Genomic DNA, 22,460 nt, shown 5'->3' on the forward strand with positions numbered 1-22,460 from the left:
TGACGGCTCAAATGGGCCGCGTATCGTCGGGATCGACCGGCCGGCGCTGCGGCGCCTGCAGGATCCAGCCCGCCAGCGGCCACAATAGCGCCGAAATGACGCTGTTCATCGCCCACCACCAGCCGGGCCAGGACCCGTCGAGCCAGCCGCGGATCGCATACACGGTCAGCTCCGACACGAAAAACACCGGCAGCACGTGCAGGGCCTGCAGCCATGGCGAGAACCACGACAGGCGCCTGTGCATGAGCAAGGCCAGGTAGACCATGAGGGTATAGGACAGCGCGTGCTCGCCCAGGCGGGCCGAGCCATGGACGTCCATCAGGATGCCGAACACGAAGGCGGCCAGCATGCCCACCCGGCGCGGTTCGTGCACGCTCCAGAATACCAGGCAGATAGCCAGCACGTCGGGGATGCCGCCGACCTGTCCCCACGGCAGCAGGTTGAGGAGCCAGGCCACGAACAGCGTCATCCAGAGGAAGCGCGGCTGCACCGGCAGGAGCAGATGCTCGGCCGGGATCTTGGAGCGAGGCAGGGTGGAGGGCGCTTTCATGGGGAATTGTCGGACGCCGGCGTCGACGATTCGTCGCCCGCCGTTGCGGGAGGTTGTGCAGCCTGCCCGGGCTCGACAGTCTGCAGCACCAGGAAATGGCGATAGCGCTCCAGGCCCGCCACCGGCTTGCACAGGATGCGCGCGAAACCCGCGCTGGCATCGCGCTCGACCGATTCGACCGTGGCCACGGGCAGGCCCTCCGGGTAGATGCCGTCCAGGCCGCTGGTCACCAGCGCGTCGCCGACCTGGATGTCCGCATCGGCGGCCATGAAGCGCAGCCCCAGCCGGCCGCCGATCTCGCCGCCATAGGTGATGCCGCGCAGGCCGGTGCGCAGCACCTGGATGGGTATGGACTGCGCCTTGTCGGTCAGCAGCGCGACCTCGGCGGTCATCGGCGAAACACGCACGACCTGCCCCACCACACCGCCGTCGTCGATCACGGGCATGCCGGCGGCGATGCCCTGGCGCGTTCCCTTGTCGACGATCAGCCGGCGCGAAAAGGCGTCGCGCGCCTCGAACAGCACCTGCACCAGCACCGTGGGCGCCTGTACGCGCGCATTCGCCCCCAGCAGCCGCCGCAACTGCGCATTCTCGGCCGCCATCTGCGCCGCCTGCGTGGTCAGCTGCGCCATCTCGATGCGCTCGCGCCGCATGGCCTCGATCTCCTGCTGGACGCTGCTGTTGACCTCGAAGAAATCGGCCAGGTACTGCATGCCTTCGCGCGGCAGCAGCATGACCCGCTGGAACGGATAAAGCACCACGCCCACGGCCTGGCGCACGGCATCGAGCGCGCGCATGCGCGAATCGACCACCAGCAGGGTCAGCGACAGGAAGACAAAGAACCCCAGCCTGACCCAGGCCGGCGGACCTTGCTTGAAAAACGACGGTGGACTGGTTTGCATGGGAAGGAGTGTCCAGCCTCCGCAGGAGAGAGGATCGCCCCCGCCTGGGAAAAACACCGGGGCGAACCGCAGCTCGCCCCCGCTCCAAAACTACACGACGCACGGGAAACCGGCTCGACCTACCGATCTCAGATTCCCGCCAAGCACCAGGTTTTAACCCAGGGCACAGCGGATCCGGCTCCGCCGGTCCGCCAGTGCCGCCCCCTGGGGGGCGCGCGTCAGCGCGTAGGGGGGGGTCTACTACTCATTAGTGAAGATCGCGCCCAGCTTGTCCATCCGCTCCAGCGCCTGGCCGCAGCCGCGCACCACGCAGGTCAGCGGATCCTCGGCGACGAGAACGGGCAGGCCGGTTTCTTCCTGCAGCAGGCGATCCAGGTCGCGCAGCAGCGCGCCGCCGCCGGTCAGCATGATGCCCTTCTCGGTGATGTCGGCGCCCAGTTCGGGCGGCGTCTGCTCCAGCGCGATCTTGACTGCCGAGACGATCTGGTTGAGCGGATCGGTCAGGGCTTCCAGGATCTCGTTGGACGAAACCGTGAAGCTGCGCGGGATGCCTTCGGACAGGTTGCGGCCCTTGACTTCCATCTCCTTGACCTCGGAGCCGGGGAAAGCCGAGCCGATGGCCTTCTTGATCAGTTCGGCGGTGGGTTCGCCGATCAGCATGCCGTAGTTGCGGCGGATGTAGTTGACGATGGCCTCGTCGAACTTGTCGCCGCCCACGCGCACCGAGCCCTTGTAGACCATGCCGCCCAGCGAGATCACCGCCACCTCGGTCGTGCCGCCGCCGATGTCCACCACCATCGAACCGCTGGCATCCGACACCGACAGGCCCGCGCCGATCGCCGCCGCCATGGGTTCCTCGATCAGGAACACCTGGCTGGCGCCGGCGCCCAGGGCGGATTCGCGGATGGCCCGGCGTTCAACCTGCGTGGAGCCGCAGGGAACGCAGATGATGATGCGCGGGCTGGGCGCGAACAGGCCCTTGGGATGGACCATGCGGATGAACTGCTTGAGCATCTGCTCGGTCACGGTGAAGTCGGCGATGACGCCGTCCTTCATGGGACGGATGGCTTCGATATTGCCGGGCACGCGTCCCAGCATCTGCTTGGCTTCCTTGCCGACCGCCTGGATCGTCTTCTTGCCGCTGGGGCCGCCTTCCTGTCGGATGGCCACCACCGAGGGTTCGTTCAGAACGATGCCCTTGCTGCGGACGTAGATCAGCGTATTGGCAGTGCCAAGGTCGATCGCCAGATCATTGGAAAAGTAACTGCGCAGGAAACTGAACATCGGGAATCTTTATGAAGAACGGGTGCGGAAGGGGGCGGTTCCGGTGAACGCAAAATGATAACTTATAATCCACGGGCGGGACTCCGGGACCGCATTAAGTTACTTGAATTTGCAGCGATCCTGCGGCCTTCGCACGCCTGCGGCGATCACCTGGCGGGAAACGTGCGGCAAGCACCGCTCAACCCGTTCCACAGCCTTTCCATCTCTCATCAGCCATGGCGCTTACCGAAAACGACGTCGCGCGCATCGCGCGTCTGGCCCGTCTGGATCTCGCGGGCGAAACGCAGGCCCGCGTCCTGAACGACCTCAACGGCATCTTCGGCCTGATCGAACAGCTTCAGGCGGTCGACACCCAGGGCGTGGAGCCGCTCACCCACCCGATCTCGGCCATCGAGGACGTCACCCTGCGCCTGCGCCAGGACGCGGTCACCGAAACCTCATCGGAAGCGGCGCGCCAGGCCCTGCTGGCCAACGCCCCCGCCGTCCAGGACGGCCTGTTCCTGGTGCCCAAGGTCATCGAGTAAGCCATGTCATTGCCCCTGCATACCGAATTCTCCGGCATCGCCGGCTTGCGCCAGGCGCTGGACGAGCGCCGCATTTCGGCCGCCGAACTGGCGCAGAGCGCGCTCGACGCGATCGCCGCCCGCCATGAGCTGAACGCCTTCCTGCACGTGGACGCCGAACTGACGCTGGCGCAGGCGCGCGCCGCCGACGCCGCCCGCGCGGCCGGCCAGGCCGGCCCGCTGGCCGGCATCCCGATCGCCCACAAAGACGTATTCGTCACGCGCGGCTGGCGCACCACGGCCGCCAGCGCCATGCTCAAGGGCTATGCAAGCCCCTTCGACGCCACCGTGGTCGAGCGGCTGGGCGCCGCCGGCGCGGTGACGCTGGGCAAGCTCAACTGCGACGAATTTGCCATGGGCTCGTCCAACGAGAACTCGGCCTACGGCCCGGTGCTCAACCCCTGGGACACCTCGGCCGTGCCGGGCGGCTCCTCGGGCGGCTCGGCCGCGGCAGTCGCCGCCGGCCTGGCCGTGGGCGCCACCGCCACCGACACCGGCGGCTCGATCCGCCAGCCCGCCGCGCTGTGCGGCGTCAGCGGCATCAAGCCCACCTACGGCACCGTGTCGCGCTACGGCATGATCGCCTACGGCTCCAGCCTGGACCAGGGCGGCCCGATCGCGCGCCACGCGCGCGACCTGGTCGAGCTGCTCGACCCCATGACCGGTTTCGACGAACGCGACGCCACCAGCCTGGAGCGCTGCGGCGAGCAACCCAACGCCGCCGGCCGCGTGCGCGCCGCCTTCGACGCCTGGACGGCGCAAGCCCAGGCCCGCGGCAGCAAGCCGCTCGCCGGCCTGCGCATCGGCATCCCGCGCGAGTTCTTCGGCGCCGGCCTGGCCGACGACGTGCGCATGGCCATCGACGACGCGCTGGCGCAATTCGAGGCGCTGGGCGCCGAGCGCGTGGACATTTCGCTGCCGCGCACCGAACTGTCCATTCCGGCCTACTATGTGATCGCGCCGGCCGAGGCGTCGAGCAACCTGTCGCGCTACGACGGCGTGCGCTACGGACACCGCGCCGCCGAGTACCGCGACCTGGCCGAGATGACCAGCCGCTCGCGCGCCGAAGGCTTCGGCCTGGAAGTACAGCGCCGCATCCTGACCGGCACCTACGTGCTGTCGCACGGCTATTACGACGCCTATTACCTGCAGGCGCAGAAAGTGCGCCGCCTGGTGGCCGACGATTTCCAGAAGGCCTTGCGCGGCCAGTGCGACGTCATCGTCGGGCCGGTGTCGCCCACCGTGGCGTGGAACCTGGGCGAGAAGACCGACGACCCGGTGGCGATGTACCTCGCCGACATCTACACGCTGAGCCTGAACCTGGCCGGCCTGCCCGGCGTATCGATCCCCTGCGGCTTCGGCCAGGGACCGGTCAACGGCAGGCGCCCGGTCGGCCTGCAGATCATCGGCAATTATTTCGACGAAGGCAGGCTGCTGGGAATCGCCGACGTTTTCCAACAGGCCACCGATTGGCACAAAAAATCGCCCCCCCCTACGCGCTGACGCGCGCCCCCCAGGGGGCGATGCGGGTGGACCGGCAAAGCCGGATCCACCGCATCCTGGGTTTTGGATGTCTTGGTTTGCGGCGGCTTTTGTTGCTGTTTTTTTTGGATAGAAAGCATGGTTGGCACAACCTGGGAAGTCGTCATCGGTCTGGAAACGCACGTGCAGTTGTCCACGTCGTCCAAGATCTTTTCCGGCAGCAGCACTCGCTTCGGCGCGCCGGCGAACATGCAGGCCAACGCGGTGGACCTGGCGCTGCCGGGCACGCTGCCGGTGATGAACCGCGGCGCAGTGGAACGCGCGATCAAGCTCGGCCTGGCGCTGGGCTCGCACATCGCCCCCCGCTCGATCTTCGCGCGCAAGAATTACTTCTACCCCGATCTGCCCAAGAACTACCAGATCAGCCAGTACGAAATCCCGGTGGTGCTGGGCGGGACGCTGAGCTTCTTCGTCGGCGACCAGGAAAAAACCATCAACCTGACCCGCGCGCACCTGGAAGAAGATGCCGGCAAGTCGCTGCATGACGACTTCATCGGCCCGCACGGGGAAAAATCGACCGGCATCGATTTGAACCGCGCCGGCACGCCGCTGCTGGAGGTCGTCTCCGAACCGGAACTGCGCTCGGCCGAAGAGGCCGTCGGCTACGCCAAGGCGCTGCACGCGCTGGTGGTCTGGCTCGGCATCTGCGACGGCAACATGCAGGAAGGCTCGTTCCGCATCGACGCCAACGTATCGGTGCGCCCGGCCGGCCAGAAGGAATTCGGCACCCGCACCGAGACCAAGAACGTCAACTCGTTCCGCTTCCTGGAGCGCGCGATCCAGTACGAGATCCGCCGCCAGATCGAACTGATCGAGGACGGCGGCAAGGTCGTGCAGGAAACCCGCCTGTACGACCCCGACCGCGACGAAACCCGCAGCATGCGTTCCAAGGAAGACGCGCACGATTACCGCTACTTCCCCGATCCCGACCTGCCGCCGCTGGTCATCGCGCCGGACTGGATAGAGCGCGTGCGCGCCGGGATGCCGGAATTGCCCGGCGCCAAGCGTGCCCGCTTCGAATCGGCCTACGGCCTGCCCGCCTACGATGCCGCCCAGCTCACCATGAGCCGCGACACTTCCGACTTCTTCGAAGCCACGGCCCAGGCCCTGCCGGCCGGCCAGGCCAAGCTGGCCGCCAACTGGATCATGGGCGAACTGGCCGCCGCGCTCAACCGCGAGGAAAAAGACATTTCGCAAAGCCCGGTCGGCAGCGCGCAACTGGGCAAGCTGCTGGCGCGCATCGCCGACGGCACCATCTCCAACAAGCTCGCCCGCGACGTGTTCGCCGCCATCTGGCAGGGCGAGCACGGCGGCGATGCCGACGCCATCATCGAGGCGCGCGGCCTGAAGCAGATCAGCGACACGGGCGCGATCGGCAAGATGATCGACGACGTGCTGGCGGCCAATCCCGCCATCGTCGCCGAATACCGCGCCGGCAAGGAAAAGGCGTTCAACTCGCTGGTCGGCCAGGTGATGAAGGCCGCCAAGGGCAAGGCCAACCCGCAGCAGGTCAACGAATTGCTCAGGCAGAAGCTGGCCTGAGCCGGCACCGGCCGCCTCGTCCGACCATGCCCCTCCACTCGCTCTGGTTGCTCCGCCACGGGCAAAGCGCCGCCAATGCCGGCGCGGTCACGGCCGAGGCGGGCGCCAGCCCGCTGACCGAGCTCGGGCGCCAGCAGGCGTCCCGCGCGGCGCTGGAAGTCGGCCGGCCCCCGGACCTGGTGGTGGCTTCGCCCTTCCTGCGCGCCCGTGAAACCGCCGAGCCCATCCTCCGTAAATGGCCGGACACGCCGGTCGAGACATGGCCGATACATGAGTTCACCTACCTGTCGGCCGCCAAATGCGCCGGGCTCGATGTATTCCAGCGCCGCCCCTTGGCCGATGCCTATTGGCAGCGCGCCGATCCTCACTACTGCGACGGCGACGACGCCGAATCCTTCGCCGAATTCGCCCAGCGGCTGCGTGACTTCGATGCGCGCGTGCGCGCGCTGAGCGGGTTCGTGGTCGCGGTGGGCCACGGACAGTTCTTCCACGCCTACCGGCGCGCCCTCGCGCACGGGCTCGCTACCACGCCGCAGTGGATGCGGGATTTCCGCCAGGCCGACCTGGCCCGCCCCATCGAGAATGGGCAGATCGTGCGCATCGGCCCGGCATCCCTGGCGCACGGCTGAGCCGCCGGCCACACAGCGCTTCCCGATCGGCCTTGGCGCGGCCAAGGCCGCAGCGGCCCGCCTTGCTTCTTTCTTCCTCCCTCCCGTGCCGCGGCACACGCCGGCGCGCACTTTTTCGCATAGCCGGGATTTCCCCCATCTCTAAAAAATATATGATTTTAGATAAGTATCTAAAATATATTCAATGAATCGGCTTGGCCATACCCTGTCATTGGCGCCTTGTCCCTCAACCACTCCTGGAATGGTCGGTAAGTCCTTCTGGAAAATCGATGGTTGTGCCGAGGTGTCGAAGGCCTGGTTCCTGCGATGAATAATATATTTTCCTTTGTCGGCCCCGCTTTGGAACGCAGCGCGGCCGGGCCCCCCATACAGCCGCGGTACTGCCGGAACGCTTTGCCGGCGACACGCGAAAGACCGATAACGACACAGGAGACGACTCATGACCATGACGACAGACAGACGCTCGTTCCTCGCCATGCTGGCGGCAGCGGCGCTTCCCCCGGCCGCCCATGCCCAGGACTTGCAGCGCCAGCTCCGCATCCTGGTCGGCTTTCCGCCGGGCGGCACGCCCGACCTGGTCGCGCGCCTCTATGCCGAGGCCATGCGCCCGGATACGGGCGCGCCGATCATCGTGGAGAACCGCAGCGGAGCGAGCGGCCAGATCGCCGCGGAGGTGGTCTCCCAGCAGCCGCCCGACGGCGGCACGCTGCTCATGGCCAACAATCACATGATGTCCACGGCGCCCTTGACCATGCGCTCGATCAAGTACGATCCGCTCAAGGATTTCGAACCCGTCTCGATGGTGGCGGCTTTCGAAGTGGTGCTGATCGTCGGCGGCAAGCTGGGCGCGAAGACCTTCCGCGACTACGTCGAAACCGTGCGGCGCCAGCCGCAGAACGCAGCTACGGCATCCCCGCGCCGGGCAGCCTGCCGCAATTCATCGGCTTCTCGATCGGCCGCAAAGAGAACATCTCCACGCTGGCCGTCCCCTATCAGGGCGCAGGCCGCATCGTCACGGACATCCTGGGCAACAACCTGCCGGCCGCGGTGGTGACCTACGCCACCGACATCCTGGAACACCACCGGGCGGGCAAGCTGCGCATCCTCGCATCCAGCGGCCCGAAGCGCCTGGAGACGCTGCCCGACGTGCCGACGTTCGCAGAGCTGGGATATTCCGGCATGGACCGGTCGAGCTGGATGGGGCTGTTCGCGCCCAAGGGCACGCCGCGCCCCATCGTCGACTCCCTCAACCGCGCCATTGCAGCAGCGGCCTCGACCGCCAAGCTGCAGGATGCCCTCAAGACGCTCGGCCTGTCGGCCGCGACCAGCACCCCCGACCAATTGCGCCAGGCCATACGCGACGAACTGGCCATCTGGGCGCCGGTCGTCAAGGAATCCGGCTATTCCGCGGACTGATCCACGGGTTCCCATCCATTCTCCAGGAGACGCTCCGATATGTCCGAACGCGAAGCCTTCTCTCGCGACACTCGCACGCCGAACCCGCCGGTCCCCGCGGGCGCATGGGATTGCCAGTTGCACATCTACGCGGACCCCGCGCGCTTTCCTCCGCGCCGCCAGGCGGCCTACCCGCCGCCCAGGGCCTGGTTCGCCGACGCGCACGCCATGTCCAAGGCAATCGGCATGAGCCATGTTTCGATCGTGCAGGCGACCATCTACAGTTCCGACCACGGCGCCCTGCTCGATGTCCTGGGCCAATGCAAGGACGGGGTATACGACGGCATCCGCTACCACGGCGTGGCCATCGTCAATGACGAACTGAGCGATGCGGCCTTGCTCGAACTGCACGAAGCCGGCGTGCGAGCTGCCCGCTTCAACTTCTGGAAGCGATTGAACGTCGCTCCCACCATCCCGGAATTCCACCGCTCGCTGGCCCGCATCGGCGAACTGGGCTGGCATGCCCGCATCCACGCGACCGCCGTGGAACTGCTGGAGCTGGAGGACCTTTTCGCGTCCGCCAAGGCCACACTGCTCCTGGACCACATGAAGGCCGCCGAGGGCCTCGAGCAACCCGGCAGGCAAGTCGTCCGCCGGCTGATGGAACGCGAGAACTGGTGGATGATGCTGTCCTGCGGCGAACGCGAATCCGCCATGGACCGGCCCTGGGACGACATCGTGCCCTTCGGCGCCTCGTGCTATGCCATGGCGCCCGAGCGCTGCGTCTGGGCCACCGACTGGCCCCATGCGGAATATCCCAAGACCCCCATCAACGACGCCGACCTGGTCGAACTGCTGTATCGCTACCTGCCCGACCGGGAAGCGGTCCAGCGCGTGCTGGTCGACAATCCCGCACGCTTGCACGGCCTGCCCGCCAACCGATAGGAAACCGATCATGCCTACGCCGTCCGCCTCCCTGCGCCTATGGTGCCCGGTCTGCCTGGACTTCCATGCGCACTTCGTCCATCCCCGGGTATACGAACGCACTGCGCCGCACAGCGTCTCGACCGGCTTCGGCACCAGGCAGTCCGCCTCCGCCGGCGCCCGCTTCGAGCGCCTGCTGAAACCCGAGATACAGATCGACGACATGCCCGCGGCATCGATGCCTGCGTGATAACTTCCGCCGACATACTGCAGTCGCGCTCCTGGGCGCCGCCGCAGGAAGAAGCGGAACTGGCCCGGATGGTCAACGACATGGCGGCCGACTGGGCCGGCCGCTTCCCGCGCCGCTTCATCGGCAGCTTCGTGCTGCCGCTGGGCGATCCGGCCATGATGCTGCGCGAACTCGAACGCGCCCTGTCGCTCGGACTGCGCGTGGCCAACCTGCCCAGCAATTACCGCGGCGACTATCTCGGCCACGAACGCTACGAGGAACTGTGGGCCGCCCTCCACCAGCACGGCCTGGCCGCCTTCATCCACCCCGACGGCATCCGCGATCCGTGGTTCCAGGACTACGCCATGTGGAACTCCATCGGGCAGTCGATCGAGGAAGTCAAAGTCATGTCCTCGCTCATCTACCAGGGCGTCATGGAACGGCATCCCGGCCTCAAGATCGCCATGGCCCACGGCGGCGGCTACATGCCGCACTACATGGGCAGGCTGGACCGCAACGCCACCTTCCGGCCGGACACCATGCGCAACCTGAGCAAACTGCCCAGCGCCTACCTGCGCGACTTCTACTACGACAGCTGCGTCTACGACGCCCGCACGCTCGAGATACTGGTCGAACGCGTCGGCGCCGACCGCATCGTGCTCGGCGGCGACTATCCGTTCGCGGACATCGCGCCGCTGGACCTGCTCCGGCAGGCCAGCCGGCTGACGGACGAACAGCGGGGCATGATCGCGGGCGGGACGGCCATGCGCTTGCTCGAGCTCGATCCCGCCGCCTACAGCTCCCAGTAGCGGTTCACGCTCCGGTTTTTCCTCATTGACGTAACAGAAAATTAAATAGAAAATAAAAATGAAATTGATAACCACTATCAATACGTAAGAACGCCAGGGCATGGCACGAGCCCCCGCTGGCGCTCTGGTCCCACATCAGCAATTGGTTTGCCCATGCCCCGTTTCCCATGCAAGCCGAGCGTGCGCCTGACTCTGTGCGCCGTTCTCGGCGCTCCGGTCCTTGCCGCCCCGACCCATGCGGCCGAGCCGGCACACGAGCTCGCTCCCGTCGTCGTCACCGGCACGCGTACCGAGAAAACGCTCGACGACACCCCCATCCGCACCGAAGTCGTCACCCGCGAAGAGATCGAGCGCACCCACGCCCGCACGCTGACCCAGGCGCTCGAGAACATCCCGGGCCTGCAATTGCGGGAAATCCACGGCAAATCGGGCTACGAACTGTCGCTGCAGGGCCTGAGCAGCGATCAGGTCCTGGTATTGATCGACGGCCTGCCCATCTCCGCCAGCACCGGCTCCACGGTGGACCTGAGCCAGTACCTGCTGACCGACATCGACCACATCGAGGTGGTCAAGGGTGCAACGTCCGCACAGTACGGCAGTTCGGCCATGGGCGGCGTGATCAACGTCATCACCCGCAAGGCGCAGCCCGGCCTGTCGGGCACCGCCACGCTGGATGCCGGCAGCTACGGCGACCAGAACGCCAAGGGCGGCTCGTGGCGGCCGGCCAACCGCCACGGCCAGCTCACGCTGCAGGGCGGCAACGAACGGCTGCGAGCACGCATCGCCGCCGACATCATCGACGACGACGGCTTTGCCGTCGATCCGGACTCCTGGAGCCGCCAGCAGTACACCGCGCGGGTCGACTGGCTGCCCAGCGCCGCGCAGAGCTACTGGCTGGACGGCAGCGTCTATCGCGAAGACGACACGCAGCGCTACACCACCTTCGTGCCGCCCAACCTGCTGCCCCAGCGCAAGACCGAGAACATCACGCGCGACCGCCTCGCCGGCGGCGGCCAGTGGGACCTCTCCAACGGCACCCGGCTCCAGCTCAAGGGCGTGGGCGAGCGCTACGACAGCACCTCGCAGGCCTATTCCAACGAATTCCCCACCACTCACCGCACCGCCAAGCAGCAGATGGGCCACCTGACGGCGCAGGTGGACCTGCCCGCCTGGCGCAACCAGCTCTGGCAATTCGGCGCCGACTATCACTACGAAGAGCTCAAGCAGGACAACAACGGCGTCTCCGAATTCCTGAACAAGGGCACCGTCGACCGTTCCAGCAAGGAAGTCTTCGCGCAGAACGACATCATCTTCAACGACACCTGGGAGCTGCTGCTCGGCGCGCGCTACCAGGACGACTCCGACTTCGGCGGCCACTTCGCTCCCAAGGCCAGCCTGCGCGGCAAATTGCTCGAGACGCGCGACTGGAGCGGCGTGCTGCGCGCCAGCGTCGGCCAGGGCTACCGCGTTCCCAACCTGAAGGAACGTTACTACCTGTTCGACCACAGCGCGCTGGGCTACATGGTGCTGGGCAATCCCAACCTCAAGCCCGAATCGTCCAACAGCTTCCAGCTGGGCGGCACGCTGACCTTCCGCCAGAACCTCACGCTCGAAGTCAACGCCTTCCTGAACCGGGTCAAGGACCTGATCCAGACCGACATGAGCAACACCACCGTCGTCAACGGCGTGACGGCCTACACCTACCGCAACATCGCGCGGGCGCGCACCTAGGGCATCGAGACCGGCCTGCGCTGGCAGGCCACTCCGGCGCTGGCGCTCACCGCCGGCTATACCTTCACCAACGCGAAGAACCTGGACACCAGCAGCGAACTGACCCGCCGGCCGCGCCACATCGGCCGCCTGGGCGCCGATTGGCGCGTGCTGCCCGACACCCAGCTCACCGCGCGCGTGCGCATGCAGAGCGACGAACTGGTGTCGTCCGACGACGTCGCGCAATCGAACGGGGGCTCTTCCAGCGGCGGCCGCTCGCCCGGCTGGACCACGGTGGACCTGATGGTCAACCAGAAGGTCGGACGCCAGCTCACCCTGTTCGCCGGCATCAACAACCTGCTCGACCGCCAGCGGGACTTTTCCAACCCCACCGATTTCGGACCGCTGCGCGGCCGCTTCGTCTACGTCGGGGCGCGCTACGCCTTCGGCTCCACCCAATAACACAAGCACCCAAGGAGAGGGAAACCGCCATGCAAACCAAGAACCTATTCGCACTCACCGCCCTGTGCGCGGCGCTGGCCGCCTGCGGAGGCGGCGACGGTGGCAGCGACCCCGCCCCCGCGCCCACCGACAAATTCACCCAGAAGAACGGCACCTGGACGTTCCAGCTGCCGGCCGCCGGCGTCTCCGTCTGCTACGACTTCGACACCAAGAAGGAAGTGGCCGGCTGCACCGGCACGGCCTGGGACCTGAAGGTCACTTCCGCCTCGCGCACCGCCACGCTGTGGACCAACAGCGGCACCAGCAGCAGCCCCAGCGACACCGGCAAGGGCGGCGCCTTCGGCGGCCCGTTCGACCACACCTGGACCGAACTGCAGACGTACAAGGACGCCACGGTCGATCCGGCCAGCGGCTCCGCGCTGCCGGCGGCCGTCTACACGGCCGATGCCGCGTCCGGCGCATTCAGCGGCACTAATGACATTCAATCGGCTGCTTTCGAATACGACCTCAACGGCGACCACCGCCTGTCGCCCAACTTCCGCGTATTCCTGATCACCAGCAACAGCGCCAACGCCGCGGCCACCGGCGCCGGCGTATTCGCGCTGCAGGTCACGGGCTATTACGGCGGCGGTGGCGGTACCACGTCCGGCTATCCCTCGTTCCGCTGGATCGAGCGCACCAGTGGCGCGGTCGTCAAGACCGCCCAGGTCAACGCCAGCGCCGGCTGGGTCTACTATGACCTGGTCAACAACAAGGAAGTCGCCGAGACCGGCGCATGGCAGATCGCTTTCAACCGCTATACGGTCAAGCTCAACGGCGGCGGGTCGGGATCGGGCACCGTCGCCGGCTACGTGGGCAAGACCCCGGCGGGCTTCTACAACACCGACGGCACTCCCATCACCAGCAAGTTCAACGTCACGACCAACGTCAGCGATACCTTGCCCGATCTGACGGCGGGCGACATCGCCACCCCCGCCTCGGCGTCGGCCTGGGTCAAGGACAAGCTTGCCTCGGTGCTGAACCCTGCCTATCGCGGCACTTACGGTGTAGATCCGCTGGACTACGGCTGGTTCAAGTACTACTCCACCGCGGAACTGGCCGTGAAGGCCGGCCTGCCAGACGTGCCCCACATCATCGCCGCCAATCCGGCCAACGGCTCGCTGATCCGCGGCGGCGAAGGCAACAGCTACGCGCGCGTGCACCTGAACAGCATTACCTACGCCGACCCGCGCGACAATTCCAGCGCCCAGACCTGGACCTTCGGCTACGACCTCCAGCCAGCCTCCAACTGATTGTTTGGAGTGGTTGTAACTTCGGCGCTGCCTTCGGGCAGCGCTTTTTTTGCGCAGGCGCGGCGCATCCCGGGCGCAATGCGGCAGCAGCCTCGGCCGTCGCTTCCGGGGCCGCGCAGAGCGCGTAGGGGCGGCTCCCTAGAGCGCCGACGAGCCTCGGTCTGATAACATTCAGCGGATTTTCCGCCGCACCGTCCAGCCATCCCACCCATCCTCCCCGCAGGAGCTCCCATGCGCAAGCTCATAGGCCTGTTGAGCGTCGTCCTCGTCCTGGCGGCATGTTCCGCCAAAGACTCCCAGAAGGAAATCAAGGTCGCGGTATCGCCCGCCTCGCCGCCCAACCTGTTCGAAGAGAACGGCACGACCAAGGGTCTGGATCTGGACATCATGGAGGGCTATTGCAAGGCCCGGGGCTGCAAGCTGAAGATCACCGCCTACGACTGGCAGGGCATGCTGGGCGCCGTCGTGAGCAAGCAGGCCGACGTGGCGTTCTCTGGCATTTCCATCACCAAGCAGCGCGAGGAAGTGATGGATTTCTCCAAGCCCTACATGGAGAACACCTGGAACCTGGTCAGCCTGAAGAGCCGCAACATCCAGTTCTCCGACCTGGCCCAGATGAAGAAGTACACCATCGGTTATCCGCGCGGCATGGCCTACAGCGATTTCATCAAGAACGAGCTGGAACCCAAGGGCGTCTACAAGCTCTCGCAGGTCAAGATGTATCCCACCTACAACGAGGTCATGGCCGATCTGAAGAACGGCAACCTGGATCTCGCCTTCCTGGACGGCACGGTGGCTTCGGTCTACCGCAAGACTCAGCCCATCCAGGATGCCTACGTCTTCACCGGCTTCGACCGCTTCGGCTTCGCCTTCCCCAAGGGGTCGGAAATGCGCGACGACTTCAATCGCTATCTGGATGAAGACCTGAAGCCGGAAGGCCTGAAAGCCGTCATCGACAAATGGATGCAATAAGCCCCCCCTACGCGCTGACGCGCGCCCAGCATGGTGGACCCCCAGCCGCGGCGCGGCAGCCCCCCGAGGGGGCCTGGGCCCGCCTTGGGGCGGCCCGGCGCCGGGCCCAGAGGGCGGCGCTGGCGGACCGGCAAAGCCGGATCCGCGGCGCCCTTGGTTTGACCCTGCGTATCGGCTAGCGGCGTATGGGGCAGATTCTGAGTTTGCTGGCGACCGGGGCCGGCTATACGGTGCTGGTGACGCTGGCGTGCAGCGCGACGGGGATCGCGGTGGGGCTGGCGATCGCGGTGCTGGGACGGCTCGGTTGGCGGACGGTGGATGCCGCGCTGGCGGTGTTCACCTATGTGTTCCGTGGGATCCCGGTGCTGGTGCTGCTGTTCATCGTATTCTTCGGGCTGCCGGGCATCGGCGTGGGCGTGCCGCCGCTGGTATCGATGATGCTGAGCCTGGGACTGATCGCCGGCGCCTACCTGGGCGAGGTGTTCCGCGGCGCGTTGGATTCGGTCGATGCCGGCGAGATCCTGGCGGCCGAGGCGATGGGCATGAGCCGCCTGCAGGTGTTCGCGTATATCGAACTGCCGCAGATGCTGCGCTTTTCGGTGCCGGGCATGATCAACGAGTTCACCACCATTCTGAAGTATTCGCCCTTCGGCTATACGGTGGGCATTCCGGAAGTGATGAAGCAGGCGATGGCGCTGTCGGCCACCACGCTGCGCGGCGTGGAAATCTACTGCGCCGTGGGACTGCTGTATTTCGCGATCTACAAAGTACTGGTGACGGGGATCTGGGCGCTGGAAAAGCGCTACCGCGTGCCGGGCCTGACGGGGCATTGAGGAAGGCATGGCGCTGCTGACGGTACGCAAGCTGACGATGAGCTACGACGGCAGGACCGTCCTGAACGGCATCGACCTGGACCTGGAGGAAGGTGAACTCAAGGTGGTGATGGGCCCCTCGGGCTGCGGCAAGTCCACCCTGCTGCGCTGCCTGAACCGCCTCGTCACGCCGACCTCGGGGCAGATCCTGTTCCGCGGCGAAGACGTTACCCGCCCCGATACCGACGTGCGCGCGCTGCGGCAACGCATCGGCTTCGTGTTCCAGAATTTCGCGCTGTATCGCCACCTGACGGCGCTCGAGAACGTGACGCTGGGCCTGCGCAAGCTGCGCGGCATGCCGACCGCCGCCGCCAACGAGCGCGGCCTGCACGAACTGGCGCGCATGGACCTGGCCGAGCATGCGCACAAGTATCCCGCCCAACTCTCCGGCGGGCAGAAGCAGCGCGTGGCCATCGCCCGCGCACTGGCGATGGATCCGGCAGTGCTGTTCTTCGACGAGCCGACCTCGGCGCTCGATCCGTTGATGGCGCGCGAGATCATCAGCGTCATCACACAGCTGCGCCGCGACAACGTCACCATGCTGTGCGTCACGCACGATCTGTTCCTCGCTCGTTCGGTGCGCGGCCGGGTGATGTTCCTGGACCAGGGCGTGATCCGCGCCGAAGGCGAAGCCGACGAGTTGTTCGGCGAGCATGCCGACCCGCGCATCCGGGCGTTCTTCAGCCAGGACGCCCACGGCGGCGCGGCGGGCGCCGCATGAACGGGCTGGAAACCTTCCTGCGACAGTTGCTGGATTTCGGCCCGCAGATCCTGTCGGGCCTGGGCCACACCGTGCTGCTGGCCTCGATCATCACGGTGACGGGGCTGCTCGGCGGGATCCTGGTGTTCTACCTGACGCTCAGCCCCAGCCGGCTGTGCCGGCGCCTGACCGAAGGCTACATCTCGTTCTTCATCGGCACGCCGCTGATCGCGCTGCTGTTCCTGATGTACTACGGGCTGCCGCAATGGGGCCTCAAGCTGACGCCGCTCGCCGTCGCGGTGATCGGCTTCACGATGAACGTGGCCGCCTACAACGCGCGCTACCTCGCCACCGCCTATCGGGGCCTGGATCAGGACGAATTGCAGGCCGCGCGGGCGCAAGGCTTCACGGAGCCGCAGATATTCCGGCTTATCACGCTGCCGCAGGTGCTGCGCCTGTCGGTGCCGGCCCTGTCCAACCAGGTGATCCTGAACCTCAAGGACAGCTCGGTGGCCTTCCTGATCCAATACACCGAGTTCTTCGCGCAGATGCAGGATCTCGCGATCCGCAACTTCCAGTTCTTCAAGGCCTATGTGACGGCCGGGCTGGTGTACCTGGCGATGGTGTCCGTCATCGTGATCGCGGCGCGCTGGGTGGAGCGGCGCGTGGTGCTGCCGGGGACGCGGCGGGTGTAGCTTGCGCCCGCCGGGTGGCCGTTCCCGCCGGAATCAACTCACCCCGTAGCGCGCCCGATATGCCAGCACGGCCTCGCGGTGCTGCTCGAACTCGCCGCCGCCCCCGCCCTGCCGGATCATGTTCAGGATGTCGTCCAGCGAGGCGATGCTGACCACCGGACAGCCGTTGGTGCGCTCGACGTCCTGCACGGCCGAGTGGGCGGACAAGGCGTCGTCCGGACCGACGCGCTCCATGCGGTCGAGCGCGATCAGCACGGCGGCGGGGCGGGCCTGGGCGGCCTGGATCATGCGGACGGATTCGCGCACCGAGGTGCCGGCCGAGATCACGTCGTCGATGATGACCACGCGGCCGCGCAGCGGCGCGCCCACCAGCGAACCTCCTTCGCCGTGGTCCTTGGCTTCCTTGCGGTTGAACGCGAAGGGCACGTCGCGCCCGCGCACGGCCAGCGCCACCGAGGTGGCCGTGACCAGCGGGATGCCCTTGTAGGCCGGGCCGTACAGCATGTCGAACTCGACGCCCGAGGCCAGCAGCGCCTGGGCGTAGAAATCCGCCAGGCGGCCCACCGCCGCGCCGCTGTTGAACAGGCCGGCGTTGAAGAAATAAGGGCTCAGGCGGCCCGCCTTGGTCGTGAACGCGCCGAACCGCAACACGCCCTGCTCAGTGGCGAAGCGGACGAATTCGGTGCGGAAACGGTTCGCATCGGACGCGGGATCGAGGTCGGCGGAGCGGGGAGCGGTAGAGGTCTGGGGCACGGCGGTCACGGTACGAAATCACAACGGCGCGCGGGAAGGGTTTCCCGCGGCGGCACGGTCGGCCGGGGTGATTGTAAAACGGCTGAGGCTCCCAGAGCCAACGGCGGAAAAAATGTCTTGGCGGGAACCCCGCTGGCCCGCGTCAAGGCGTCGAGGGAGGCAATAGGGTTTTCAGCCACGCCGCGCATTCGGCCGACCCCTCCACGGGCCAGTCCACGACCATCGAGACATCGCCCCGGCGCAACTCGATGTGGATGTTGCGGGCCGGACCGGCGCGCCTGGCCAGGCGCGACCACCAGCCGCCGCCGGATACCGGGGCAGAGGTGGCGTCGACGCCATTGATGCTGGCCTGGCGAGGCGGCGCCGCGGCAGCCTGGGCGGGGGCGACTGGCGGCGCAGCGGTGGTAGCGGGAGCCGCGGCGGGACTGGCCGGACCGGCAGCCACGGCCGGCCTGGCGGCCGCGCCGGATCCGGGCCGCTCGCCCGCCGCCTCGCCCTCCTGCGTAATGACGATGCCCGCCGCGCCCGGCACCTCGCCGCCGTTCAGGCGGGTCGCCAGGTTCTGGCTGAACTCGTCCCACATGCGGTCGGCCTTGGTCTTCATGATGCTCAGGCCGAAGGTTCCCAGGCGGCCCAGCACGTCCACCGTGACCTTGGTGCGCAGTTCGGTCCGGCCATCGGGCAGTCCGGTCAGGAAGATCTCGCTCTGCTGCTTGAGCGAGCTGGCCACCGAGGCGTCCTCGCCGGTACCCTCGACGCGCAGATAATCGGGCGCGCGCTGCTCGACGATCCGGGTCTTGAGCCTGAACTTGGCGCTGATGAAGCTGATCTTGACGTGGATGACGGCGTTGTACTCGGTGTCGCTGACCACTTCGATGGATTTCATGCCGGGTACGCAGCTTCCCATCACCGTGGGATCCAGCAGCATCTCCCATACTTTGGCGACCGGGGCCGCCGCTGTCAGAACTTTTTCAATTTCCACGCATTTTCTCCGAAGCGTCGAGGATGGACTCGACGATCTGGGTGTATCCGGTGCAGCGGCACAGGTTGCCGTTCAGGCCCTCGCGGACCTCGTGCTCGGTGGGGTTGGGATTCCTGGCCAGCATGTGGCAGGCGGTCATCAGCATGCCGGGGGTGCAGTAGCCGCACTGCAGGCCGCCGCATTCCATGAAGCTCTGCTGCAGCGGGTGCAGTTCGTCGTTCGTGGCCAGGCCCTCGACCGTGGTGATGCTGCGGCCGTGAGCCTGTACCGCCAGCGACAGGCAGGACTTGACCACCTCGCCGTCCACCAGCACCGAGCAGGCGCCGCAGATGCCGGTCTCGCAGCCGCGCTTGGTGCCGGTCAGGCACAAGTCGTCGCGCAGGAAGTCCGACAGCATCCGGCGCGCCGGCACTTCGACGCTGTGCCGCTCGCCGTTGACGGTCACTTCGATCAGGTGTTTGCTCATGATGCTTGCCTCAGTTCACGTCCACGCCGTACAGGCCGGCGATGGTGCGCCGGGCGACCGCGCGCACCATGTCGCGGCGGAATTCGGCCGAGCCGCGGTGGTCCGAGACCGGCTCGATGCCGGCCGCGACGATGTCGGCGGCCTCGGCGGCGATCTCGGCGGTGATGGTCTTGCCGGCCAGGAAGTTCTCGGCGGCCTGCACGCGGCACGGGATGGGCGTCGAAGCGCCGACCGCCAGGATGGCCTCGCGGCACTGGCCGCCGCTGCGGCGCGTGGCCAGCGAAACGCTGACCAGCGGACGGTGCTCGGCAGCGGTGCGCAGGAAGCGCGTGTAGCGGCCCGAGAAATCGCCGGCCGGCGCGGGCACGCGGATCTCGATCACCACCTCGTCGGGTTCGATGGCGGTCACGTAGTAGTCCACCAGGAACTCCTCGATGGACAGCACGCGCTCGCCGCGCGAGCTGCCCAGCACTACTTGCGCGTTCAGAGACAGCAGGCAGGTCGGAGGATCCGTGGAGGGGTCCGCATAGCAGAGGTTCCCGCCCAGCGTGCCCTGGTGGCGCACCTGCGGATTGGCCACGCGCGCGGCCATCGAGGCCAGCATGGGGTAGTGCTGCTTGACCGCCGGGGATTCGGCCACGTCCACGTGGCGCGCCAGCGCGCCGATGCGCAGGCCATCGCGCGGATCGAAGCCGATGCCGCGCAGCGCCTCGATGCGCGCCACCGAGACGATATGGGTGGGCACCAGCATGCGCTGGCGCATGGCCAGCATCAAGGCGGTGCCGCCGGCCATGACGCGGCAGTCCTCGCCCAGGTCTGCCAGCATGCGGCTGGCCTCGGCCACCGAGGCGGGCTCGAGGAAATCGAAATCACGCATGGGAGCCTCCTCGCTCGCGCAGGGCGCGCAGGCCCGCCAGCACCTTCTCGGGTGTGATGGGCAGTTCGGCGATGCGCACGCCGACGGCGTCGTAGACGGCATTGGCGATGGCCGGCGCGCCCGGCAGGATCGCGCACTCGCTCGCGCCCTTGGCGCCGTAGGGACCGTTGGGATCGATGGATTCGACGATGCCCGAGCGCAGCATCGGCACCGCGTCCGCCGTGGGCATGGTGTAGTCGGCGAAGTTGCCGTTGGCCAAGCGGCCGTTCTCCAATTGCAACTGCTCGTACAAGACCCAGCCCATGGCCTGCACCGCGGCGCCGTTGCTCTGGCCGTGCACGGCGAGCAGGTTGAACGCCTTGCCGCAGTCGTCCGAGACATAGCTGTCGAGAATCTCGACCTGGCCGGTCTCGGTATCGACTTCGACCTCGACCGCCTGGGCCGCGTACGAATGCGCGGGCGCGATGTTGCCGTGCACGTCGCCGTGCATGACGGTCTTGGCGTCCCACGTCGCGCTGACCTGCAAGCCTTCGCCGTCGTGGCGCCAGATGTGCAGCTTGGCGATGTCGGCGATGCCGGCCTGTTTATCGGGATGGAGCTTGCTGCGGATGAAGCCGTCGGCGATCTCCAGATCCTCGGCCGGCAGCTCCAGTTTCTGCGCGGCCAGGCCGATCAGGGCCTCGCGCGCCTTGCGGCCGGCAAGGATGGCGGCGTTGCCGGCGGCGATGGTTACGCGCGAAGCCAGCGTGCCGATGGCATAGGGCGACACGTCGGTATCCGGCGGCGCCACGTGCACGTGGGCCAGCGGGATGTTCAGTTCGTGGGCCACGATCTGCGCCAGCATGGTCATGGCGCCCTGGCCCATGTCGCATTCGCCGCTGTGGACGATCACGCGGCCGTCTTCGTTGACCTTGAGCACCACGGTGGAGCCGTCCCAATTGCCGATGGTGCGGTTGCCGCTGACGTGCATGGCGGCGGCCATGCCCACGCCGCGAGCCTTGACGCCGGACCGCGCGGCGCCGGCCTGCCTGCGCGCGCGCTTCTCCTTCCATGCCAGCGCCTCGGTGGCCTGGTCTATGCATTCGCGCAAACCCGTGCTGCCTATCTTCCAGCCATGGACGGAGGTGTCGCCCGCTTCGTGCGCATTGCGCTTGTGGATGTCCGCCGGATCCAGGCCGAGCGTCTCGGCCATCATGTGGATGTGGCTGTTGAGCGCGAACTGCATCTGCGAGCCGCCGAAGCCGCGGAACGCGCCGTGCGGGGGATTGTTGGTGTAGACCAGCATGGCGTTCGAGCGCACGTTCTCCAGGCGGTGCATGTTGTCGCTGCGCATCGCGGTCACGTGCATCACTTCGGCCGACAGGCCGCTGTAGGCGCCGCACTCGGCAACGATGCGCACGTCCTTGGCGACGATGATGCCGTCCCGGGTCATGCCCAGCTTGAGCGTGATGCGCTCGGGCACGCTGGAGCAGCAGGCCAGGAAGTCCTCGAGCCGGTTGTTGACCAGGCGCACCGGCTTGCCGGTCTTGATCGCCAGCAGGCCGGCGATCAGGCTATTGGCATCCTCAACGATCTTGCCGCCGAAGCCGCCTCCCGTGGTGGCCTGCATCACGCGTATGCGAGACACCGGCATCTCCAGCGCGGCCGCCAGGCGCATGCGCGCCTGGAATACCGACTGGGTCGAGGTCCATACCTGCAGTCGGCCGTCGGCGTCGATGGCCGCCACCGTGCCCATGGGCTCCAGGTAGCCGGGATACTGCGCATGGGTGCTGTAGGTGGCCTCGTAGACCAGGTCGGCCCGGGCGAAGCCGGCGGCCACGTCGCCGATGTGGAAGTCGATCCGGTGCGAGACGTTGCCGCGCCCGGGATGGACGCCGGGCGCTTCTTCGTCGAGCGCCTCCTCCACCGTCAGGATGGCGGGCAGCTCTTCGTACTCGACTTCGATCAGGTCGAGCGCGTCGCGCGCGATCTCTTCGGTCGCGGCCGCTACGGCCGCGACTTCCTCTCCCGCGAAGCGCACCACGCCCTCGGCCAGGATGCGGCGCTCCTTGTGGTGGACGCCCCACATCGCGCGCGGCGCATCGGCGCCCGTCAGCACGGCCTTGACGCCCGGCAGCGCGCGCGCCGCCGCGGTGTCGATGCGGACGATGCGCGCGTGTGGATAGGGGCTGCGCAGCACTTTGCCGTGCAGCATGCCGGCGACCTTGACGTCGCCCGCGTACCGGGCGCGGCCCAGCACCTTGGCGCGCGCGGTCACTTGGGGCACGGCCGTGCCCAGAGTCGATGCGTTCATGCCGATTCCTTGCCTGG

20 protein-coding genes and 2 pseudogenes are annotated in these 22,460 nt (G+C 67.2%); 14 read left to right on the forward strand and 8 right to left on the reverse strand.

Going from position 1 to position 22,460, the window contains the following annotated elements; translation table 11 throughout:
• Positions 1 to 7: 7 nt before the first annotated feature.
• The 3 genes from mreD to PIGHUM_RS04680 form a co-directional block, all read right to left on the reverse strand.
• A complete protein-coding gene (gene mreD, locus PIGHUM_RS04670) occupies positions 8 to 550 on the reverse strand; it encodes a rod shape-determining protein MreD (protein ID WP_124078129.1) in 543 nt (180 codons plus the stop codon).
• Positions 547 to 1,452: a rod shape-determining protein MreC gene (gene mreC / locus PIGHUM_RS04675; protein WP_124078130.1), complete on the reverse strand. Its 906-nt coding sequence runs from the start codon at positions 1,450 to 1,452 to the stop codon at positions 547 to 549. The genes mreD and mreC overlap by 4 nt, the downstream gene beginning before the upstream one ends.
• 240 nt (positions 1,453 to 1,692) lie before the next feature.
• The gene (locus tag PIGHUM_RS04680; protein WP_124078132.1) at positions 1,693 to 2,736 is read right to left on the reverse strand and encodes a rod shape-determining protein; all 1,044 of its coding nucleotides are present in this window, start codon (positions 2,734 to 2,736) and stop codon (positions 1,693 to 1,695) included.
• Positions 2,737 to 2,951: 215 nt separating this feature from the next.
• On the opposite strand from PIGHUM_RS04680, the gene gatC reads away from it, so the two are divergent.
• From gatC to PIGHUM_RS04750, 14 genes and pseudogenes are all read left to right on the forward strand, one after another.
• Entirely contained in the window at positions 2,952 to 3,260 is a 309-nt protein-coding gene (gene gatC, locus PIGHUM_RS04685) for an Asp-tRNA(Asn)/Glu-tRNA(Gln) amidotransferase subunit GatC (RefSeq protein WP_124078133.1), read from the forward strand.
• Positions 3,261 to 3,263: 3 nt separating this feature from the next.
• Complete coding sequence (gene gatA, locus PIGHUM_RS04690; RefSeq protein ID WP_124078135.1) at positions 3,264 to 4,802, forward strand: Asp-tRNA(Asn)/Glu-tRNA(Gln) amidotransferase subunit GatA; 1,539 nt, start codon at positions 3,264 to 3,266, stop codon at positions 4,800 to 4,802.
• A 117-nt stretch (positions 4,803 to 4,919) separates the two neighbouring features.
• Complete coding sequence (gene gatB / locus PIGHUM_RS04695; protein ID WP_124078137.1) at positions 4,920 to 6,383, forward strand: Asp-tRNA(Asn)/Glu-tRNA(Gln) amidotransferase subunit GatB; 1,464 nt, start codon at positions 4,920 to 4,922, stop codon at positions 6,381 to 6,383.
• A gap of 26 nt (positions 6,384 to 6,409) precedes the next feature.
• Positions 6,410 to 7,012: a histidine phosphatase family protein gene (locus tag PIGHUM_RS04700; protein WP_124078139.1), complete on the forward strand. Its 603-nt coding sequence runs from the start codon at positions 6,410 to 6,412 to the stop codon at positions 7,010 to 7,012.
• A gap of 601 nt (positions 7,013 to 7,613) precedes the next feature.
• A pseudogene (locus PIGHUM_RS24405) lies at positions 7,614 to 8,428 on the forward strand (tripartite tricarboxylate transporter substrate-binding protein).
• Between the two features lie 39 nt (positions 8,429 to 8,467).
• The gene (locus tag PIGHUM_RS04715) at positions 8,468 to 9,352 is read left to right on the forward strand and encodes an amidohydrolase family protein (RefSeq protein WP_124078144.1); all 885 of its coding nucleotides are present in this window, start codon (positions 8,468 to 8,470) and stop codon (positions 9,350 to 9,352) included.
• 10 nt (positions 9,353 to 9,362) lie between these two features.
• Entirely contained in the window at positions 9,363 to 9,581 is a 219-nt protein-coding gene (locus tag PIGHUM_RS23850) for a hypothetical protein (protein WP_160142163.1), read from the forward strand.
• Positions 9,578 to 10,369, forward strand: coding sequence for an amidohydrolase family protein (locus tag PIGHUM_RS04720; protein WP_160142164.1), 792 nt, complete (start codon positions 9,578 to 9,580; stop codon positions 10,367 to 10,369). Before PIGHUM_RS23850 ends, PIGHUM_RS04720 begins: the two co-directional genes overlap by 4 nt.
• Before the next feature lie 153 nt (positions 10,370 to 10,522).
• A pseudogene (locus tag PIGHUM_RS04725) lies at positions 10,523 to 12,541 on the forward strand (TonB-dependent receptor plug domain-containing protein).
• A gap of 29 nt (positions 12,542 to 12,570) precedes the next feature.
• The gene (locus PIGHUM_RS04730; RefSeq protein ID WP_124078149.1) at positions 12,571 to 13,833 is read left to right on the forward strand and encodes an HmuY family protein; all 1,263 of its coding nucleotides are present in this window, start codon (positions 12,571 to 12,573) and stop codon (positions 13,831 to 13,833) included.
• Between the two features lie 231 nt (positions 13,834 to 14,064).
• Positions 14,065 to 14,805 carry a transporter substrate-binding domain-containing protein gene (locus PIGHUM_RS04735; RefSeq protein WP_124078151.1) on the forward strand — a complete coding sequence of 247 codons (741 nt, stop codon included), beginning with the start codon at positions 14,065 to 14,067 and terminating at the stop codon, positions 14,803 to 14,805.
• A 185-nt stretch (positions 14,806 to 14,990) separates the two neighbouring features.
• Positions 14,991 to 15,638 (forward strand): amino acid ABC transporter permease, encoded by a 648-nt coding sequence (locus PIGHUM_RS04740; RefSeq protein ID WP_124078153.1) that lies wholly within the window; start codon positions 14,991 to 14,993, stop codon positions 15,636 to 15,638.
• A gap of 7 nt (positions 15,639 to 15,645) precedes the next feature.
• Complete coding sequence (locus PIGHUM_RS04745; RefSeq protein ID WP_124078155.1) at positions 15,646 to 16,398, forward strand: amino acid ABC transporter ATP-binding protein; 753 nt, start codon at positions 15,646 to 15,648, stop codon at positions 16,396 to 16,398.
• On the forward strand, positions 16,395 to 17,072 hold the full coding sequence (locus tag PIGHUM_RS04750) for an amino acid ABC transporter permease (RefSeq protein ID WP_124078157.1): 678 nt from the start codon (positions 16,395 to 16,397) through the stop codon (positions 17,070 to 17,072). The genes PIGHUM_RS04745 and PIGHUM_RS04750 overlap by 4 nt, the downstream gene beginning before the upstream one ends.
• Positions 17,073 to 17,105: 33 nt before the next feature.
• Here the strand turns inward: PIGHUM_RS04750 and pyrE are convergent, their stop codons facing one another.
• The 5 genes from pyrE to PIGHUM_RS04775 all read right to left on the reverse strand — a co-directional run bounded on the left by pyrE (position 17,106) and on the right by PIGHUM_RS04775 (position 22,443).
• On the reverse strand, positions 17,106 to 17,825 hold the full coding sequence (pyrE, locus tag PIGHUM_RS04755; RefSeq protein ID WP_124078158.1) for an orotate phosphoribosyltransferase: 720 nt from the start codon (positions 17,823 to 17,825) through the stop codon (positions 17,106 to 17,108).
• Between the two features lie 142 nt (positions 17,826 to 17,967).
• On the reverse strand, positions 17,968 to 18,807 hold the full coding sequence (locus PIGHUM_RS04760) for an SRPBCC family protein (RefSeq protein WP_124078160.1): 840 nt from the start codon (positions 18,805 to 18,807) through the stop codon (positions 17,968 to 17,970).
• Positions 18,797 to 19,273 (reverse strand): (2Fe-2S)-binding protein, encoded by a 477-nt coding sequence (locus tag PIGHUM_RS04765; protein ID WP_124078162.1) that lies wholly within the window; start codon positions 19,271 to 19,273, stop codon positions 18,797 to 18,799. The genes PIGHUM_RS04760 and PIGHUM_RS04765 overlap by 11 nt, the downstream gene beginning before the upstream one ends.
• Before the next feature lie 10 nt (positions 19,274 to 19,283).
• Positions 19,284 to 20,150 carry an FAD binding domain-containing protein gene (locus PIGHUM_RS04770; RefSeq protein ID WP_124078164.1) on the reverse strand — a complete coding sequence of 289 codons (867 nt, stop codon included), beginning with the start codon at positions 20,148 to 20,150 and terminating at the stop codon, positions 19,284 to 19,286.
• Positions 20,143 to 22,443 carry a xanthine dehydrogenase family protein molybdopterin-binding subunit gene (locus PIGHUM_RS04775; protein WP_124078166.1) on the reverse strand — a complete coding sequence of 767 codons (2,301 nt, stop codon included), beginning with the start codon at positions 22,441 to 22,443 and terminating at the stop codon, positions 20,143 to 20,145. Before PIGHUM_RS04775 ends, PIGHUM_RS04770 begins: the two co-directional genes overlap by 8 nt.
• Positions 22,444 to 22,460 lie beyond the last annotated feature (17 nt).

Origin of the sequence: Pigmentiphaga humi, from assembly GCF_900606115.1 — a bacterium.
Lineage (GTDB): Bacteria > Pseudomonadota > Gammaproteobacteria > Burkholderiales > Burkholderiaceae_B > Pigmentiphaga > Pigmentiphaga humi.

Coding starts and splice junctions, on each gene's coding strand:
- PIGHUM_RS04735 (WP_124078151.1), top strand. CDS start 14,065: ATGCGCAAGCTCATAGGCCTGTTGAGCGTCGTCCTCGTCCTGGCGGCA.
- gatA (WP_124078135.1), top strand. CDS start 3,264: ATGTCATTGCCCCTGCATACCGAATTCTCCGGCATCGCCGGCTTGCGC.
- PIGHUM_RS04715 (WP_124078144.1), top strand. CDS start 8,468: ATGTCCGAACGCGAAGCCTTCTCTCGCGACACTCGCACGCCGAACCCG.
- PIGHUM_RS04700 (WP_124078139.1), top strand. CDS start 6,410: ATGCCCCTCCACTCGCTCTGGTTGCTCCGCCACGGGCAAAGCGCCGCC.
- PIGHUM_RS04680 (WP_124078132.1), bottom strand. CDS start 2,736: ATGTTCAGTTTCCTGCGCAGTTACTTTTCCAATGATCTGGCGATCGAC.
- PIGHUM_RS04765 (WP_124078162.1), bottom strand. CDS start 19,273: ATGAGCAAACACCTGATCGAAGTGACCGTCAACGGCGAGCGGCACAGC.
- PIGHUM_RS04770 (WP_124078164.1), bottom strand. CDS start 20,150: ATGCGTGATTTCGATTTCCTCGAGCCCGCCTCGGTGGCCGAGGCCAGC.
- PIGHUM_RS23850 (WP_160142163.1), top strand. CDS start 9,363: ATGCCTACGCCGTCCGCCTCCCTGCGCCTATGGTGCCCGGTCTGCCTG.
- PIGHUM_RS04745 (WP_124078155.1), top strand. CDS start 15,646: ATGGCGCTGCTGACGGTACGCAAGCTGACGATGAGCTACGACGGCAGG.
- mreC (WP_124078130.1), bottom strand. CDS start 1,452: ATGCAAACCAGTCCACCGTCGTTTTTCAAGCAAGGTCCGCCGGCCTGG.
- gatC (WP_124078133.1), top strand. CDS start 2,952: ATGGCGCTTACCGAAAACGACGTCGCGCGCATCGCGCGTCTGGCCCGT.
- PIGHUM_RS04750 (WP_124078157.1), top strand. CDS start 16,395: ATGAACGGGCTGGAAACCTTCCTGCGACAGTTGCTGGATTTCGGCCCG.
- PIGHUM_RS04740 (WP_124078153.1), top strand. CDS start 14,991: ATGGGGCAGATTCTGAGTTTGCTGGCGACCGGGGCCGGCTATACGGTG.
- PIGHUM_RS04730 (WP_124078149.1), top strand. CDS start 12,571: ATGCAAACCAAGAACCTATTCGCACTCACCGCCCTGTGCGCGGCGCTG.
- PIGHUM_RS04775 (WP_124078166.1), bottom strand. CDS start 22,443: ATGAACGCATCGACTCTGGGCACGGCCGTGCCCCAAGTGACCGCGCGC.
- mreD (WP_124078129.1), bottom strand. CDS start 550: ATGAAAGCGCCCTCCACCCTGCCTCGCTCCAAGATCCCGGCCGAGCAT.
- gatB (WP_124078137.1), top strand. CDS start 4,920: ATGGTTGGCACAACCTGGGAAGTCGTCATCGGTCTGGAAACGCACGTG.